At 51.9% G+C, this 15,758-nt stretch carries 14 protein-coding genes; all 14 read left to right on the forward strand.

Translation table 11 applies throughout. The features are described 5' to 3' along the window. The first annotated feature begins 241 nt into the window (after positions 1 to 241). The gene (locus AB7C91_RS11905; RefSeq protein WP_332447128.1) at positions 242 to 1,852 is read left to right on the forward strand and encodes a DEAD/DEAH box helicase; all 1,611 of its coding nucleotides are present in this window, start codon (positions 242 to 244) and stop codon (positions 1,850 to 1,852) included. Between the two features lies 1 nt (position 1,853). Further along, positions 1,854 to 3,572: an ABC transporter ATP-binding protein gene (locus tag AB7C91_RS11910; protein WP_332447129.1), complete on the forward strand. Its 1,719-nt coding sequence runs from the start codon at positions 1,854 to 1,856 to the stop codon at positions 3,570 to 3,572. An 18-nt stretch (positions 3,573 to 3,590) separates the two neighbouring features. Next, the gene (locus AB7C91_RS11915) at positions 3,591 to 4,331 is read left to right on the forward strand and encodes a lysophospholipid acyltransferase family protein (RefSeq protein WP_428591730.1); all 741 of its coding nucleotides are present in this window, start codon (positions 3,591 to 3,593) and stop codon (positions 4,329 to 4,331) included. A gap of 7 nt (positions 4,332 to 4,338) precedes the next feature. Beyond that, positions 4,339 to 5,763, forward strand: coding sequence for an ATP-binding cassette domain-containing protein (locus AB7C91_RS11920; protein ID WP_428591733.1), 1,425 nt, complete (start codon positions 4,339 to 4,341; stop codon positions 5,761 to 5,763). Continuing rightward, on the forward strand, positions 5,760 to 6,530 hold the full coding sequence (locus tag AB7C91_RS11925) for an energy-coupling factor transporter transmembrane component T family protein (RefSeq protein WP_428591736.1): 771 nt from the start codon (positions 5,760 to 5,762) through the stop codon (positions 6,528 to 6,530). The genes AB7C91_RS11920 and AB7C91_RS11925 overlap by 4 nt, the downstream gene beginning before the upstream one ends. Before the next feature lie 10 nt (positions 6,531 to 6,540). Then, on the forward strand, positions 6,541 to 7,062 hold the full coding sequence (locus AB7C91_RS11930) for an ECF transporter S component (protein ID WP_332447133.1): 522 nt from the start codon (positions 6,541 to 6,543) through the stop codon (positions 7,060 to 7,062). A gap of 58 nt (positions 7,063 to 7,120) precedes the next feature. After that, positions 7,121 to 8,674, forward strand: coding sequence for a glutamine-hydrolyzing GMP synthase (guaA, locus tag AB7C91_RS11935; protein ID WP_428591739.1), 1,554 nt, complete (start codon positions 7,121 to 7,123; stop codon positions 8,672 to 8,674). A gap of 369 nt (positions 8,675 to 9,043) precedes the next feature. Further along, positions 9,044 to 9,928 (forward strand): DUF6282 family protein, encoded by an 885-nt coding sequence (locus AB7C91_RS11940; protein WP_332447135.1) that lies wholly within the window; start codon positions 9,044 to 9,046, stop codon positions 9,926 to 9,928. A gap of 15 nt (positions 9,929 to 9,943) precedes the next feature. After that, complete coding sequence (locus AB7C91_RS11945) at positions 9,944 to 10,918, forward strand: TAXI family TRAP transporter solute-binding subunit (protein WP_332447136.1); 975 nt, start codon at positions 9,944 to 9,946, stop codon at positions 10,916 to 10,918. Positions 10,919 to 10,969: 51 nt separating this feature from the next. Then, on the forward strand, positions 10,970 to 12,859 hold the full coding sequence (locus tag AB7C91_RS11950; protein ID WP_428591744.1) for a TRAP transporter permease: 1,890 nt from the start codon (positions 10,970 to 10,972) through the stop codon (positions 12,857 to 12,859). Next, a complete protein-coding gene (locus AB7C91_RS11955; protein ID WP_332447138.1) occupies positions 12,852 to 13,586 on the forward strand; it encodes a PIG-L deacetylase family protein in 735 nt (244 codons plus the stop codon). The genes AB7C91_RS11950 and AB7C91_RS11955 overlap by 8 nt, the downstream gene beginning before the upstream one ends. A gap of 78 nt (positions 13,587 to 13,664) precedes the next feature. Further along, positions 13,665 to 14,306 carry a GntR family transcriptional regulator gene (locus AB7C91_RS11960; RefSeq protein WP_332447139.1) on the forward strand — a complete coding sequence of 214 codons (642 nt, stop codon included), beginning with the start codon at positions 13,665 to 13,667 and terminating at the stop codon, positions 14,304 to 14,306. 14 nt (positions 14,307 to 14,320) lie between these two features. Next, positions 14,321 to 15,019, forward strand: a complete 699-nt coding sequence (locus AB7C91_RS11965) for an RraA family protein (protein WP_332447140.1) — start codon at positions 14,321 to 14,323, stop codon at positions 15,017 to 15,019. Between the two features lie 4 nt (positions 15,020 to 15,023). After that, positions 15,024 to 15,749, forward strand: a complete 726-nt coding sequence (locus AB7C91_RS11970) for a sulfite exporter TauE/SafE family protein (RefSeq protein ID WP_332447141.1) — start codon at positions 15,024 to 15,026, stop codon at positions 15,747 to 15,749. Positions 15,750 to 15,758: the final 9 nt, after the last annotated feature.

A 15,758-nucleotide genomic window follows, 5' to 3' on the forward strand; every position in this document is an offset into this window, starting at 1 on the left:
TAGTTGCTAAATCGTTTTAGCTATAGTAGTATAGCTTTAGTATTCAAGAATTGTCAAAAAAATTTACAAGAATTTTCTCCAACGTGTTGATTGCGTACCTGACATGCCTGAACCCATACAGGTTATGCAACAGAGGTGGACAATACTGTCATTTTCCTCTATCTTTAACAGAGAGAGGCCATTTGGGGCCTCCCGTTTCTGTGAAAATAGCTATTTCTTGTAAAGGCGATATATAGAACCAATGAAATTTACTGAATTACCCGTATCAGAGCAAGTGCTCAAAGGCATCGAGTCTGCAGGATTCACCGACTGTACCGAAGTACAGGAAAAAGTGTTGCCTGTCAGCCTGCAGCATCGCGATGTCATGGCCCAGTCAAAGACTGGAAGCGGAAAGACCGCAGTGTATGTGCTTACCATCCTGCAAGCCTTCGTGGAAGCCCGGCAAAAAGGAAAAAGCAAACCCAAAGCCCTTATTGTAGCCCCCACCCGTGAATTGGCCGTTCAGATCGAGGAAGATACCCTCTCCTTGGCGTCTGCAATGGAAGATGTAGCGGTGGGGTGTTTTTTTGGCGGGGTCGGGTATGGCAAGCAGGACGAGATCTTGGAGAAGGGATGCGACATCTTCGTTTGTACGCCCGGTCGTATTCTTGACTACCAGAAGATGCACAAGATCGACTTCCGTGAGTTCGACATCTTCGTCGTTGATGAGGCCGATCGATTGTTCGATATGGGCTTCTACCCTGACATCCAGAAGATGTTCAGCCTTCTGCGTGACTGCAAGGAGCGTCAGACGATGCTTTTCTCTGCCACGCTGGGAACCAAGGTCCGTAATCTGGCCTGGTCGTTCATGCATGACCCGGTGGAGCTCGAGGTGCAGCCTGAAGAGATTACCGTCAAGGCGATCACCCAGGAGCTCTATCATGTTTCCAAGGATGAGAAGTTCAGATTGTTTCTGCAACTGATGCGTAAACAAGACCCGTCCAACTGCCTGATCTTCACCAATACCAAGGCACGGTGCATAGAGGTGGCCAAACGGCTTTCCCTCAACGGATACCCGACCAAGTACCTGATGGGGGACCTTCCCCAGTCCAAGCGTCTGCAGACGATCGACCGGATGAAAGAAGGTAAGATCAAATTCCTGGTCGCCACCGATGTTGCCGCCCGCGGGCTCCAGATCGACGATCTCGAACTGGTGGTGAACTACGATATACCCGATGATTTCGAAAGCTATGTACATCGCATCGGGAGGACAGCCCGGGCCGGTAAGAGCGGCAAGTCCATCACTTTCGCTGATGAGGAATATGTATTCAACCTTGAGGCGATTGAAAACTACATCCAGATGAAGATACCGGTAATCTGGCCGGCTGAGGGTGAGTTGCCCGAAGTTGAGGACAAGAGTGCCTCCTATTCCTTCAGGGACTTGGTCAGCAATGACGAATATGCACCGGCATCCATGCGACCCAAGCGGGGTGGGCCACGTGGAAAAGCCAGGCCTGCTGCCGCAACTTCCCGTCCACGATCGACCAAGCGGACGGAAGGCGGAGACCAAGGAAAACGGAAACCCCGTCCTGTGGCTGCCAATGCGGAGCGGGTACCTGCACCGCGCCGGAGGAAACCGGGTTCCAAGAGTTATGCAGAAATCCAGAATCTGTCGCTTGAAGAACGTTTGGCGTATTACAAGAAGCAGTATCAGATGGATGAGCCCGGAAGCGGGGCATCCGATGTGAAGAAAAGTGTACCCAAACCAGTACAGAAGAAGCCGGTGCAACCGGTTCAGAAACAACAGGAAGTGACAACCGAAAAGAAGCCGGGATTTTTTGCCCGCTTGTTCGGTCGAAGAAAGAAGAATTGATATGCTCAGACGGTTCATCTCCTACTATAGGCCCTATAAAGGGTTGTTCTACCTTGACATGGGAGTGGCTATCTTCGCTTCCTTCCTTTCCATCCTGTTTCCCACCCTGACGCGTCAGTTGCTCAGGGTGGAAATCCCGAATCAGAATTTTCGCGCCATGTTGTACATTTTCGCCTTTATGCTGCTCATCTACGTGCTGCAGGCAATCTGCCAGTACATTCGGGTGACCTGGGGGCATATCCTCGGGGTGAAAATGGAAACCGATATGCGCAGTGAACTCTTTGCGCACCTGCAGAAGTTGTCGTTCGGATACTTTGACAAGACGAAGACCGGGCATATGATGAGCCGGATCACCAATGACTTGTTTCAGATCACCGAGATGGCACACCATGCTCCTGAGGATTTCATCATCAGCGTGGCCACGATCATCGGTTCCTATGTGATCATGTTCAGCTACAGCGTTCCGCTTGCCCTCATATCGTTGCTTCCGCTTCCGATTATGGTGTTTTATGGCATTTTTTACGGATTGAAGATGAAGGCGACCTTCCGCCGGGTGCGGCGTACGGTTGCGGACGTGAACAGCAATGTTGAAAATTCCTTGATGGGAATCCGTGAGGTCAAGTCGTTCGGCCGTGAATCGTATCAGGAAGAGAAATTCAACCAAGTCAATGACATCCTTAGGGACAGCAAGACCGAGCAATATCAGGTCATGGGCAGCTACCATGCCTTGCTGGGGTTCTTCAGGGATCTCTATTACTTCTGCACCATTGCCGGCGGGGTCATCCTTATTTATTTCGGAAAGGTGCAATCATATGATTTGATCACCTTCATCCTCTATGTCGGGGTGGTCCTTCCCCCGATCGACCGGCTGATCAATTTCACCGAACAGTTGCAGCAGGGCATGGCCAGTTTCGAACGGTTCGTCCAGGTCATGGATGAGGATCCTTCCATCAAGGATGCGAAGGATGCAAAGGAATTGAAGGTCAAAACAGGGTCCGTCCATTTCGAGCATGTTGATTTTTCGTATGAGAGTTCGATATCCGAAGTACTGAAGGATATGGATGTGTCCATCGAAGGAGGAACGACGGTCGCTCTGGTAGGCGAGTCGGGCGCAGGCAAGAGTACCTTTGCTTCCCTGATTCCCCGCTTTTATGAACCGAGTGGCGGACGCATTCTCATTGATGGCCAGGATATCAAGACGCTCCGACAGAATTCGCTTAGGCAGAATATCGGCTTTGTACAGCAGAATGTCTTCCTCTTTGATGATACGATCCGGGAGAATCTGAAGTACGGCAAGGTAGATGCAACCGACGAGCAGCTTTGGGCTGCATTGGATGCAGCAAACCTGGGCTCGTTCGTCCGTTCGCTTCCCCTCGGACTGGATACCCAGGTAGGGGAACGTGGAACGCTGCTCAGTGGCGGACAGAAACAGCGCATTTCCATAGCAAGGGTTTTCTTGAAGAACCCGCCGATCCTCATTTTCGATGAAGCGACCAGCAGCCTCGATACGGAAAGTGAGGAATTGATCAGTGAAGCGTTCGCCCGTCTCTCGAAAGGGAGAACCGCCATCGTCATTGCCCATCGGTTGACTACGGTGAAGAATGCCGATTGCATCTTTGTCCTTGATGGAGGTACACTGGTCGAAGCTGGCACGCACTCCGAACTGCTCGGACGAAACGGCCAGTATGCCAAATTGTACAAGACCCAGGACTTTTCCTAGCACGATGGAGGAAACAGCATGAAATCGATTCGAATAGCGTTTGCAGCCTTGTTTGTCATCCCGATCCTTCTGCTTTCCATCCTCTATGCTTTCCTTCCCGCCTCTCTTTTGCGTGCGTTCGGACGGTCAGATGCCGCCGAACGTCATCTGAGGAGGTGTGGGCATTTCATCGGGAATTCCATCCTGTTCTTCTTGGGAGTCACCGTACATGTCGATGGTCGGGAGAATCTTCCCCAAACCTCCAACATCTGCTATATGGGGAACCATCAGAGCCTGCTTGATATCGTGGCATTCGTCGGTCCGGCCGATTTGTGGGCGGGCATCATCGCCAAGGTTGAAGTCAAGAAGATTCCGATCATCAATCTGTGGAGTTATGCCCTGGGCTGTATTTTCATCGATCGGGTGAGCCCCCATGACGCCATAAAGGCCATTCTCAAGGGGGTCCAGCATCTGAAAGACGGGAAAAGCCTGTTGGTTTTCCCGGAGGGAACCCGCAGCAAGAGCGGAAAAATCGGAGAATTGAAGAACGGAAGCCTGAAGTTGGCAACCCGTTCAAAGGCCGTCATCGTCCCCTTTACCGTCAAAGGACTGCGGGCCGGGTTTGAGAACCTCAGGGGTTTTCGCAGGGTGCATGCCTATTTCTCCATTGGGAAAGCCATTGCTACCGATCAATTGAGTGAAGAGGCTTTGGCTGGTTTGCACGAAGTTGTATATGGGGCTATTGCCAAACGCTTTGATGAGCTCCCCGGCCAAGTCTAGGATGGTCATGCAGACAGCACTTTCCGTTTCCCAACTTTCCTTCACCTATCAAGCCTGGAATGGCGAGGCCTGCGAGCCCCTGTTCCAGGATCTTTCCTTTACGGTGGAACAAGGAAGCAAAACGTTGGTGCTTGCTCCCTTCAATAAGGGAAAATCGACGCTTGCGAAGATCATATGCGGTGTCTGCCCCAAATATTTCCCCGGTACGCTGGCAGGAAGCATTGCACTGTTCGGCAAGGATCTCGCTGCCATGGAAAGTTGGGATTTGCTCGAAGATTGCGGGTATGTATCCCAGAATCCACAGGAACAATTCATAGCCAACTCAGTGGAAGAGGAACTCGCGTTTCCGCTCGAGTCCTTGGGACTCGATCCGCAGCAGATGCATGTACGCATTGAGCGGGCCTTGCATCTCTGGGGTTTGCATCACTTGAGGACCTCCAGTGAACAGGAACTGAGCGGAGGGGAACGCAAACGGGTTCTGCTGGCCGTATTACAGGCTCTGGATCCGAAGCTTTGGCTGCTTGATGAAGCGTTCGATGATCTGGATCAGAACTGGAAGGACCGTCTGAAGGCAACCATTGCAGAACCTGGGCGAACTGTTCTGGTGCTGGCCAGCCGGTATCTGGAACATTTTGATGATGTGTTCGACCAGGTGCTCCTCCTTGATGAGAAACGCATCGTCCGGTTGGAGCGAACGCAATTGCTCACGCGGTTCTTTCACCTGTGTGGGGATGATTTGCCCAATCCACTTGCCGAACAGCACTGCACCATTGCCCGGCAACGAAGCCTATCCTGCAGTTCCCTGCAGGTCGAACGCAAACGGGTGAGCACCAGCGAATCGAATATCTTCAGTCTCGAGGTCCCCTCTTTCTCCGTATCTAGCGGGGAATTGGTGACTTTGGTAGGACCCAACGGCAGTGGGAAGAGTTCCTTTTCCCGTCTGCTCTGTGGGCTTGATGATCCGGTATCGGGGTCGATATCCATAGATGAAAAGACGGAAAGCGGAAAGGATCTGAGTACGAAAGTCGGCTATTTGTTCCAGAATCCGGACCTGCAGATTTTCCTGCCTACCGTCGCCGAGGAACTTTCCTGGTCATTGAAACGGAGAAAGGACATCGGTGTCCGAGAGCTCACCGAACGGGTGGAAGCCTGTGCAAGGCTGTTCGGTCTGAACCTCTCCGACACCCCCTCCACCATGAGTTATCCACTGCGCAAAGCCCTGCAGGCCGCAGTCTATTACCTGCTCGAACGCCCGTTCTACATTCTTGATGAGCTCGATGCTGCCTTGACCTACCAAAGCGCACTGATGATCATCTCGCATTTGCGTGAACGGGGTGCCGGCATTGTGCTGATTACCCACGACCGACAGTTCGCATCCAAAGTGGGTCAGCGCGGGTATACCATCGTCGAGGGGAGGTTGGAAGTACTATGACGACCAATACCTACATTGCGGGAAAAGGGTGGCTGTACCATTTTGATCCCCGGGCGAAACTGCTGTTGATGGTGTTGCTCTGCATTTGGTTCTTTCTGCCGGTTACCCTCGGATTCCTTGCATCGGTCGTGTTGCTGATTCTTCTTTTCGGTGCAGCAAATACAGGTTTTTCCTACATCAATCGGGTGTTCCGATCGATTCTCCCGATGTTGTTGTTCATGGTTTTGTTCATGCCGTTCAATGTTCGCGACGGACAGCCTTTGTGGATGGTCGGTTCGTGGACGATCATCACCAAGGAAGGCCTTCTGCAGGCGCTTCGCCTGGGAAGCCGGTTCATCGGCATCACCTATGTGTGTTCGTTGTTGTTCGCCACGACGGCTATGCATGAAGTGATGCTGGCCTTGCAATGGTATCGTCTTCCCTACAAAGCTGGACTGGTGGTGACGCTGGCCTTCACCTACATTCCCTTCATTTCCGACAGTTTTTCCCAGATCGCGGAATCGCATCGGCTCAGGGAAGCCGACCGCCAACAGGCCCGGACTTTCATGGGACGACTCAAGGATTTGGTTCCGACTCTGACCAGCGCTTTGGTGGTGGCGCTCCGTTCCATCCCCAACCTGGCGATGAGCCTGGAGATGCGGGGGTTTGGGAGAACGGAGAAACGCAGTCGCTACCGAAGTCTCGAATCCTACCGGCATCCCTTTACCCACTTCCTGGTTTCCGTTATCATCCCCGTAATATTATGGTTCATTGCGCGCGTCCTATAGGAGAACAAACATGCAGCAGAATAGAAATGCTCTGAAGGTGGCGGTCGTAGCGGTGCTTACCGCAGTGGTGGTGGTCTTCACCATGGTTGTACGTATTCCTACCGCCAAGGGATATCTGAATTTGTGTGATGTTGCCATTGCATTCATCGCGTTCACCTTCGGTCCCTGGTCGGCGTTCATCGCCGCCGGATTGGGCACTGCCTTGGCTGACTTGATCAGCGGCTATGCACAATGGGCTCCTATTTCCTTCTTGGTCCATGGGTTGGAAGGATTGTTGGTCGCCCTCATCGTCCGTCAGCGTACCGGTACTGAAGCTTCGTTCCTGCGCAAGTTGCTTGCTGGGGTGGTGTGCATTGCAACCGTCACGCTTGGCTATTTTGCCCTTTCCACACTTTTCATCAGTACCGCCAGCGTGGCGGCAGCCGAAATTCCTGGTAACCTGGCCCAGAGCGGCGTAGGGTTTGTCTTGGGGTTGGGGGTGTCGATCGCCGTTAAGCGTGCGTATCCACCGGTACGTTCACTGGCTTGGTAGTATTTTGCACAGCAATCCAGTATACTCGCAACAACAAGTGAAGAATAAGGAACAAAGCATGCAACAATTTCCCCATGATACCGTAATTGTGCTCGATTTTGGTGCGCAATACAGCCAATTGATTGCACGAAGGGTACGGGAGATGCACGTCTACAGCCAGATCGTCCCCTATACGATTACGGCAGCTGAGCTGAAGGCGATGCAAATCAAAGGCATCATTTTCTCCGGTGGACCGGCTTCGGTCAGAGCCGAGGGATCGCCACGACCCGATCCTGGCATCTATGATTTGGGTATTCCCATCCTGGGGATCTGTTATGGATTGCAGGTGATGAGTATCCAGAACGGGGGAGCGGTCGAGCGGCCCGAGAAGCGTGAGTATGGATTCGCCGATCTGACGATTCTCCAAAAAGAATCCTCCCTCTTACAGGGGATTACGGACAGCTCCCGGTTGTGGATGAGTCATGGCGACTCGGTCTGTACGCTGCCTGAGGGGTTTTCCCATACCGGCAGCACCCCGAACTGCCCGTATACGGTCATAGAGAACGAGGCAAAGCATTTCTATGGTGTCCAGTTCCATCCGGAAGTGGTACATACCACCCAGGGCAAGACCTTCCTGGAAAATTTTGTCTTCGGGATCTGTAAAGCTGAAGCCAACTGGGATATGGGTTCCTTTGTAGCTTCTGCAGTAGCGGAAATTCGGGAAAAGGTCGGTGACAGGCAAGTGTTGTGCGGTCTCAGCGGCGGTGTCGACTCAGCTGTTGCTGCAGTTTTGATTCATAAAGCGATCGGTGACCAATTGGTCTGTGTATTCGTCAACAATGGGCTGCTTCGCAAGGGTGAGGCGGAAATGGTACAGAAGCTGTTCCGGAACAACTATAACATCCGCCTGCAATATGCCGATGCCGAGCAAGCCTTTCTCTCTGCACTCAAAGGCGTGACCGAACCGGAGGCGAAGCGAAAGATCATCGGAAAGGTTTTCGTAGATACGTTCTACGCAGAAGCCCGCAAGGCCGGTGAGATTTCCTTCCTTGCCCAGGGCACTCTCTATCCGGATGTGATTGAGAGCAAGAGTCCGTCCGGCGGACCTTCGGCGACGATCAAGAGCCATCATAATGTGGGCGGCCTTCCCGAGGATCTGAAATGGGAACTGCTTGAGCCCCTGCGTGAGCTTTTCAAGGACGAAGTACGTGCACTGGGCAGGGAACTGGGGCTTCCCCAGGAGTTGGTGAATCGTCATCCCTTCCCCGGACCGGGGCTTGGAGTCCGCTGCATCGGCGAAGTCACCAAGGAACGGCTTGACACCCTGCGGGATGTCGACGCCATCTTCATCGAGGAAATCCGCAAGGCCGGGCTGTATGATGATATCTGGCAGGCCTTGGCTTGCCTGCTTCCCGTCAAGAGCGTCGGAGTCCAAGGGGACGAACGTACCTATGAGGAAGTGTGCTCGCTCAGAGCGGTGACCAGTGAGGACGCCATGACGGCCGACTGGTACCGATTCCCTCCGGAGGTACTCCAGCATGCAGCCAGCAGGATCTGTAACGAGGTGGAGGGGGTCAACCGCGTTCTTTATGACATTACAAGCAAACCCCCTGGGACGATTGAGTGGGAGTAATACCAGGAGCCTGATTTTGCATTGCCTGCAATTCAGGCTCTTTTTCTTTGCAAAAATAGGTGAGTGCTGTTTTTCATGTACCATTTTCACTTCAGTTGTTTCCTGATTTTAGGTTTGTCTTTTGGAAACCCGATGCACACTGTTTGATCAGGAAACGGGTCTTGGATAACCAGTCTGAGCAAGCTGATGCAGGGGAAATCATATAGTCGAGTTCTTTTTTTGAATGGAATGTAAAAATTTGCAATGTAAATATATAAGTAGGTTATTCGTCACCATTTTGAATTCATGCAAAAAAAAGTTGACAGGTATATAAACACATTGTAACATAAAATTGTTCAACAATATTGTATAGCGAAATTGGAGGCAATTATGAAACTACTGGAAGGTGCATACGACTTGCATGTGCATTCTGCACCGGATGTATTGCCACGGTTGATGGATGACCTTGAAATGGGGGAACGAATAACCGCGTGCAAAATGGGTGGATATGCAATCAAGTCACACTATTTCTGTACAGCCGAGCGTGCCCAATTGATACGACAACTCTATCCAGACTGTGATGCCGTCGGGACGGTCACCCTCAACAGTGCCGTCGGCGGCATCAATCCTACTGCGGTGGAGATGGCGGGTAGGGCGGGTGCCAAACTCGTTTGGTTTCCCACCTGTGACAATACCCATGAGCGCAAGCATGTATTCAACGGCGATCCGAACAAGAAACTTCCCTATTGGGCCCAGATCCTGATCGAAATGGACAAGGAGGGAATCTCCGCCCCCACCGTAGATATCTTGGACGAACAAGGCCACTTGACGGAGGATACCATCAGTGTGCTGGATATCCTTGCCAAACAAAATATGATCCTGGCCACCAGTCACCTGTCCCATGAGGAAACCTTTGCATTGGTGAAAGAGGCGCACACTCGGGGGGTGAAGAACATCATCATCACCCACGTAGATTTCCCGACCACCTTCTACGCCATCGAGGAACAATTGGAGCTGGCTGGTTACGGGGCTGTGATGGAACATTGCTATACAACCTGGGCGACCGGGAAAGTGGATATCGCCACTTCCATCGCTCAGATCAAGGCCTTGGGCCCGGAACGGGTGATCATCGCAACGGATCTGGGACAGAAGCAATCCATCTATCCTGACCAGGGAATGGAAGCGTATGCCCAGAAACTCCTTGAAGCCGGCATCAGCGAGGAAGCGGTGCGGCAGATGTGTGTCTACAACCAAAGAATGTTGCTCGGAAAATAAAGAAAGGAGAACGGTATGAAAAAAATTTTGGTATCATTGCTGATGGTGCTGTTCGTTGCTTCCGCTGTATTTGCGAATGGAAGTGCGGAAGCAAAAACACCTGGACAGGAACATTATGAGTTGATTCTCGGCACGGCAGGAACGTCGGGGACTTACTATGTGGTAGGTGCTGCCATGGGAGCTTCGATCAACAAGAACTCCCAGATGCTGAATGTCATCGTCCAGCCGACCAAAGGTTCCATGGAAAACCTGAACCTTGCGAATTCCAACGAGATCCAGTTGGGCTTTTCCAATTCGGACGGCGTATACTGGGCAGCCAACGGAACCGGCATCTTCGCCAAGGCCGGCAAGCTGAACATCAAGGCGGTCATGAACCTGTATCGTTCACAAGCCCAGATGGTGACGCTCAAGAATTCAGGAATCAAAACGTACGGAGACTTGAAAGGCAAGAAAGTGAATCTCGGTCCTTCCGGCCAGACCATTGTGGAGGTATCCAAGTCCGTGTTGCGTGCCTATGGCATTGACCCGGAAAAGGATGTGACTCCGTTCTATCTCGCCGTGGATGAAGGGTTGAGCAAGCTCAAAGATGGCGAAATTGATGCATCCTTCTTCGTTGCCGCCGCTCCCACCGCCGGTGTAGTGAACATCGCCAGTACCACGGATATCCAGTTGGTCGACATCGACAAGCCGATCCTTGAAAAGGTTGCAAAGGATTACCCCTTCTATGGAAAGGGCGTCATCCCTGCAGGAACCTACAAGGGACAGGATAAGGACGTCAATGTGGTGGAGATGGTGACCGAAATCTTTGCCGGCGCCGATGTCCCTGAAGCCGCCGTGTATGAATTCGTGAAGCAGGCGTTGGAGACCCAACCCCAATATGTGAATGCCCATGTCAGCATCCAGGAAATCCAGCCTGAGTTTGCCAGTCAGTGCGTTACGGAATTGCACCCCGGAGCATTGAAGTACTACAAGGAAAAAGGACTTCGTTAAGAAATTACGGTGGGGAGGGGTACTCCCTCCCCGCACAGAAAGGAAACTACTGTGGCTATCCCAACGTTCATCAAAAGTGATTCCCGCATTGGTTCAGTCAAGAACCTGTTGTTGCTGCTCATTTTCATAGGCATGCCGTTGTACCATATGTGGACGGCTTCGTTCGGTGTATATCCTTCCTATGAACTGAGCGCGGTGCATTGGGCCTTTGTCGGCAGCTTCATCATTCTGGTCAAGCCGTTGAAATTCAAAGGCGGCTGGTTGGTGGATCTTGTCCTCTTCCTGCTCAATCTTTTCATCTGTTATCATCAGATCGCTCTTCAGGAATATTTCGTACAGAACGCAGGCATCTATACGAAGATGGATATCTATATATCCATGGCGTCCGTCGTGCTCGCCTTGTTGATCGCCGGACGGATGGTGGGAAAGATCCTGCCGATCATCAGCATTCTCTTCATTGCCTACGCCTATTTTGGACGCTATGTCCCGGGCATGTTCAAGACCACGCGGTTTTCCCTTACCAGAATCGCTCCCTATTTGTTCACCGCATATGACGGTCTGTTCGGGCAGACTCTCACGGTAAGCGCCCAATTCATCTATCTGTTCGTCTTGTTCGGCACGTTGTTGGAACTCACCGGAGCCGGTGAATTCTTTGTCGATATTTCCTATTCCTTGACGCGAAGGATCAAGGGAGGACCGGCCCAGGCCGCCGTCTATTCGAGCATGCTCATGGGTACGATCAATGGAAGCGGTGCGGCCAACGTTGTCACCACCGGCACGTTCACCATCCCCTTGATGAAGAAAGTCGGATTCCGACCTTCCTTCGCCGGAGCTGTTGAGGCGGTGTCTTCCTCAGGCGGACAGATCATGCCGCCGGTGATGGGGGCTGTCGCCTTCCTGATGAGTGAGATCACCGGCATCTCCTATGCAAAGATTGCACTGGCGGCGGTGATTCCCGCAATTCTGTATTATGCAACCTTGTCGATTTCCGTCCTCTTTGTTGCGAAAAAGATCGATGTCCCCGATCCGCAGGAAGAAGGGATGGAGTCCCCCTTGACCATTCTCAGACACGGATGGTTGTACATGGCCCCGGTACTGGTTCTCATCGCCATGCTGGTCATCGGATACAGTGCACAGCGCTCGGCGTTCTTTGCGATCCTGAGCACGGTGGTCATCGGCTTTGTGAAAAATCGTGAAAACATGACGTTGTCCAACTTCCTCAAGGCATTGCAGAATGCCGCCAAAGGAATAGCTCCCATTGCCGCGGCCTGTCTGCTGGCGGGTATCGTGATGGGAATCATCAACCTTACGGGACTGGGGCTGAAGATCAGCGGCATTATTGAGACCATAGCGAACGGGAATCTGCTGGTTGCCTTGTTGCTGGCAATGTTCACCAGTTTATTGCTCGGCATGGGGCTGCCCACCTCGGCAGCGTACATGATCCTTGCCGTGCTTGTAGCTCCGGCCTTGGTGAATATGGGAGCCTCCATGATGGCGGCACACCTCTTCATTCTCTATTTCGGAGCGCTGTCGACCATAACCCCGCCGGTCGCCCTTTCCACATTCGCCGCTGCCGGTATTGCCGAAGCGAATGTCTGGAGAACCGGCAAGGAAGCCATGAAGTTGGCAAGTTCTGGATTCGTCATTCCCTTCATCTTTGTATTCAACAATGAATTGCTGCTCAATGGATCAGCGTTCGACATCATGTTTGCCTTCATCACGGCTCTGTTGGGATGCATCATCATCTCAGCTTCCTTGACCGGGTGGATGGGTACCACCTTGGGTTGGACTTCCCGACTTCTGCTGTTCCCCGCGGGCATCATGCTTTTCATCGTGAATCCGATGTATTGGAATCTGGTCGGTATCCTGGTGGCGTTGATCGTATTTGGAATTGAACTCATTCGAAAGAAAAGAACACAGAAGGAGATACTCAATGTTTGATCCAAAACAGAATGTATTGGTGGTAAGTGGTCATGCGGCCGACTATGTGTGGCGTGCCGGTGGGACCATCGCAAAATATCTCAAGCACGGCGCCCAAGTGAAAGTGGTGGTGCTCAGCCTGGGGGTGCGGGGAGAATCGAACGACCTGTGGAACAAACCGAATCAGACGTATGAAACGGTTGCTGCAATCCGGAAATCAGAATCCCTGGAAGCCGCATCCAAACTGGGGATCACCGACATAGAGTTTTGGGATTATGAGGATTACTATATGGCATTGGATGATGAGGCCAAGCTCAACCGTATGGCTGCCTTGATCAGAACCTTCAGGCCTCATCATATCATCACCCATGGGGATCTGGATCTGTTGAATCCCGACCACGATGCAGTGAATGCCTTCGTATTCAAGGCTAGCGTACTCGCTATATCCAACGGTGTACCGATCGAAGGGACCAAGACATCGACGCAGACGAGGATTTTCGGGTTTGAACCCCATCAATCGGAAATTTGCAACTTCAAACCGGAAGTGATCATCGATATTTCCGAGACTATGGAGATGAAGGTCGCTGCCATGCATTGTTTCAAGGCCCAGTCGCATCTCATCGAATATTATACTCAGAAAGCGTGTATGCGTGGGAACCACGCTAGGAGGTTGTCTGGAAACAAGACATATGCATATGCGGAAGCATTCACCCGTAGATTTCCCTATGTAGGGGAATGGCTGGTATAATTGAACGTTCCCATTCAGCTTGTTGTATGATATAACAAGGTATCGGGACTGATAGCTATAGTTCGGAAAAGGTTTGTTATGATTCGAGCCAATCAAATTGCATATGAATATATTCGGAGTAGGATTATCGATGGTACCTTTCGACCAGCGCAACGGCTCGTCGAGTCGCAGTTGGCACAGGATATCGGAGTAAGTCGTAATACCGTAAAGAAAGTGTTGCTCCAGATAGAACAAGAGCATTTGATCACGCTTGAGGACCACAAGGGAGCGCGGGTTTTGTCTCCTACCATTGAAGAAATTCAAGAGTATTATGAAATCCGCAAATCCCTTGAGGTGTTGGTGGTCCGTTCCGCCGTCAAGCACATCACTGACAAGGACTTGGGTCGCATGCGGTCCATCTTCTCTGAGATGCTGCGCTTGAAGGAACAACAGGACTACGACAAATACTCGCAATGCAACCGGCAGTTTCATGACATTATTTACGAGGTTTCAGGAAAGCGGATTGCGGTCGATATGATCAAAGGGATCAAGACTCAGTTGATCCGGTTCCAGTTTCGCACCATGCTGGCTCCCGGGCGTTCGGACAATTCTGTCCTCGAACACAAGGCGTTGCTTGAGGCGTTGACCGATCGTGATGAGAATGCGGCCTCCCTTGCTATAGCGCGACATATAGACAATGTCGCCGGTACGATTGTGAAGTACAAGGCATTGTTCTACTAAAGGACACACTACACATGAGCGAACAATATCGTGAACTTCCCCCTCTTGTGGATGAGGCGTTGGTTGCGCGTGCCATGCGTTTCGGCACCGCGGAATTGTGCGATGGCATGACTTCTTTGGGTATTCTCCCCGACGGGTGCATGGATGCTGCAATCATGCCCATCGATGAAGGGCTCAAGATGGTAGGTACGGCCAGTACGGTGGAAACCGCAGATGGAGATAATTTTCCCATCCATGTGGCCATCTATCAGAATCGCCCCGGCTATGTTTTGGTGATTGACGGGAAAGGATGCATGGATCGGGCCTATCTTGGGGATTTGATGGCAGGGGCGGCCAAAGCGATCGGACTGAACGGGATCGTCGTGGACGGTTGTGTTCGGGACAAGGTTGGATTGAAGGAATTGGGTCTTCCCATCTATGCGCGCGGTTTCATGCAACGCAGTCCTTCCAAGAAAGGTCCGGGTACCATCAATTCTCCGATTCTGTGCGCCGGGGTTCGGGTCAATCCCGGTGACTTGGTCGTAGGGGATCATGACGGGGTGACCGTCATTCCCAGGGACAGCATCGAGGCTGTCTTGGATGCCGCCGAGAAGAAGACCGAATACGAGCAGAAGCGCAGAATGGCCATTGCGGAATACGAACGCTGTCGACTGTGTGGCGAACCGCTTCCGAATCTGGCTCCTGCATGGGTTCTGGCGATGCTGAAAGCCTAGGGCGATGCACTATTTCATATTGGCATGCATTTGCATCCTTGGTGCAATGCTTCAGGCAACAATCGGATTCGGATTTCCCGTGTTTGCAATGATTTTTTTGGTGATGCTGTTCCCTTTCGCCACTGCAGTGACCATAACACAATTCGCCGGGTTGCTGGGGGTGGGGTATTTCTTCCTGAAATACCGGAATCATGTGCACTGGAAGGTTTTGTTCCCGTTTCTCATTCCTGCGATGGCTTTGGGTGCTTTCCTTACTTGGTATTCTATGAGCATCCCTGTAGCTGGACTAAAAATATGCCTTGGGCTTGTACTCATTGCCATCGCATTGCTGTTGATGTTCGGGCGTCGAAGCATCTCGGTAAAGCCATCTTGGCGGACCGGATCCTTGCTGGGGGCTATCTCCGGTTTGCTCAACGGGCTGTTTGCGGTGGGCGGTCCTCCGGTTGCCTTGTATCTGCTGCCGGCTACGGATGATACAATATCCTATATCGCCAGTGCGAACGCCTATTTCTTCCTGTTCAAACTGGTATCGTTGCCGATTCGGTTTTCCCAGGGGGCAATCGCAACCGAGCATCTGGGATATCTGTTCGTCAGTCTGTTGAGTATGACGGTGGGTACGTTGATCGGGGATCGGATCATGCGCTCCCTGCGCAAGGCATTATTGGAACGGTTGGTGTATCTGTTTGTGGCTTTCTCGGGAGTGGTCATCATGCTTCAGGAAGTGTTGTAGGAGAGCGAT

The sequence above is a fragment of the Sphaerochaeta sp. genome (assembly GCF_050256055.1).
GTDB lineage: Bacteria > Spirochaetota > Spirochaetia > Sphaerochaetales > Sphaerochaetaceae > Sphaerochaeta.

Coding starts and splice junctions, on each gene's coding strand:
- AB7C91_RS11905 (WP_332447128.1), top strand. CDS start 242: ATGAAATTTACTGAATTACCCGTATCAGAGCAAGTGCTCAAAGGCATC.
- AB7C91_RS11910 (WP_332447129.1), top strand. CDS start 1,854: ATGCTCAGACGGTTCATCTCCTACTATAGGCCCTATAAAGGGTTGTTC.
- AB7C91_RS11915 (WP_428591730.1), top strand. CDS start 3,591: ATGAAATCGATTCGAATAGCGTTTGCAGCCTTGTTTGTCATCCCGATC.
- AB7C91_RS11920 (WP_428591733.1), top strand. CDS start 4,339: ATGCAGACAGCACTTTCCGTTTCCCAACTTTCCTTCACCTATCAAGCC.
- AB7C91_RS11925 (WP_428591736.1), top strand. CDS start 5,760: ATGACGACCAATACCTACATTGCGGGAAAAGGGTGGCTGTACCATTTT.
- AB7C91_RS11930 (WP_332447133.1), top strand. CDS start 6,541: ATGCAGCAGAATAGAAATGCTCTGAAGGTGGCGGTCGTAGCGGTGCTT.
- guaA (WP_428591739.1), top strand. CDS start 7,121: ATGCAACAATTTCCCCATGATACCGTAATTGTGCTCGATTTTGGTGCG.
- AB7C91_RS11940 (WP_332447135.1), top strand. CDS start 9,044: ATGAAACTACTGGAAGGTGCATACGACTTGCATGTGCATTCTGCACCG.
- AB7C91_RS11945 (WP_332447136.1), top strand. CDS start 9,944: ATGAAAAAAATTTTGGTATCATTGCTGATGGTGCTGTTCGTTGCTTCC.
- AB7C91_RS11955 (WP_332447138.1), top strand. CDS start 12,852: ATGTTTGATCCAAAACAGAATGTATTGGTGGTAAGTGGTCATGCGGCC.
- AB7C91_RS11960 (WP_332447139.1), top strand. CDS start 13,665: ATGATTCGAGCCAATCAAATTGCATATGAATATATTCGGAGTAGGATT.
- AB7C91_RS11965 (WP_332447140.1), top strand. CDS start 14,321: ATGAGCGAACAATATCGTGAACTTCCCCCTCTTGTGGATGAGGCGTTG.
- AB7C91_RS11970 (WP_332447141.1), top strand. CDS start 15,024: ATGCACTATTTCATATTGGCATGCATTTGCATCCTTGGTGCAATGCTT.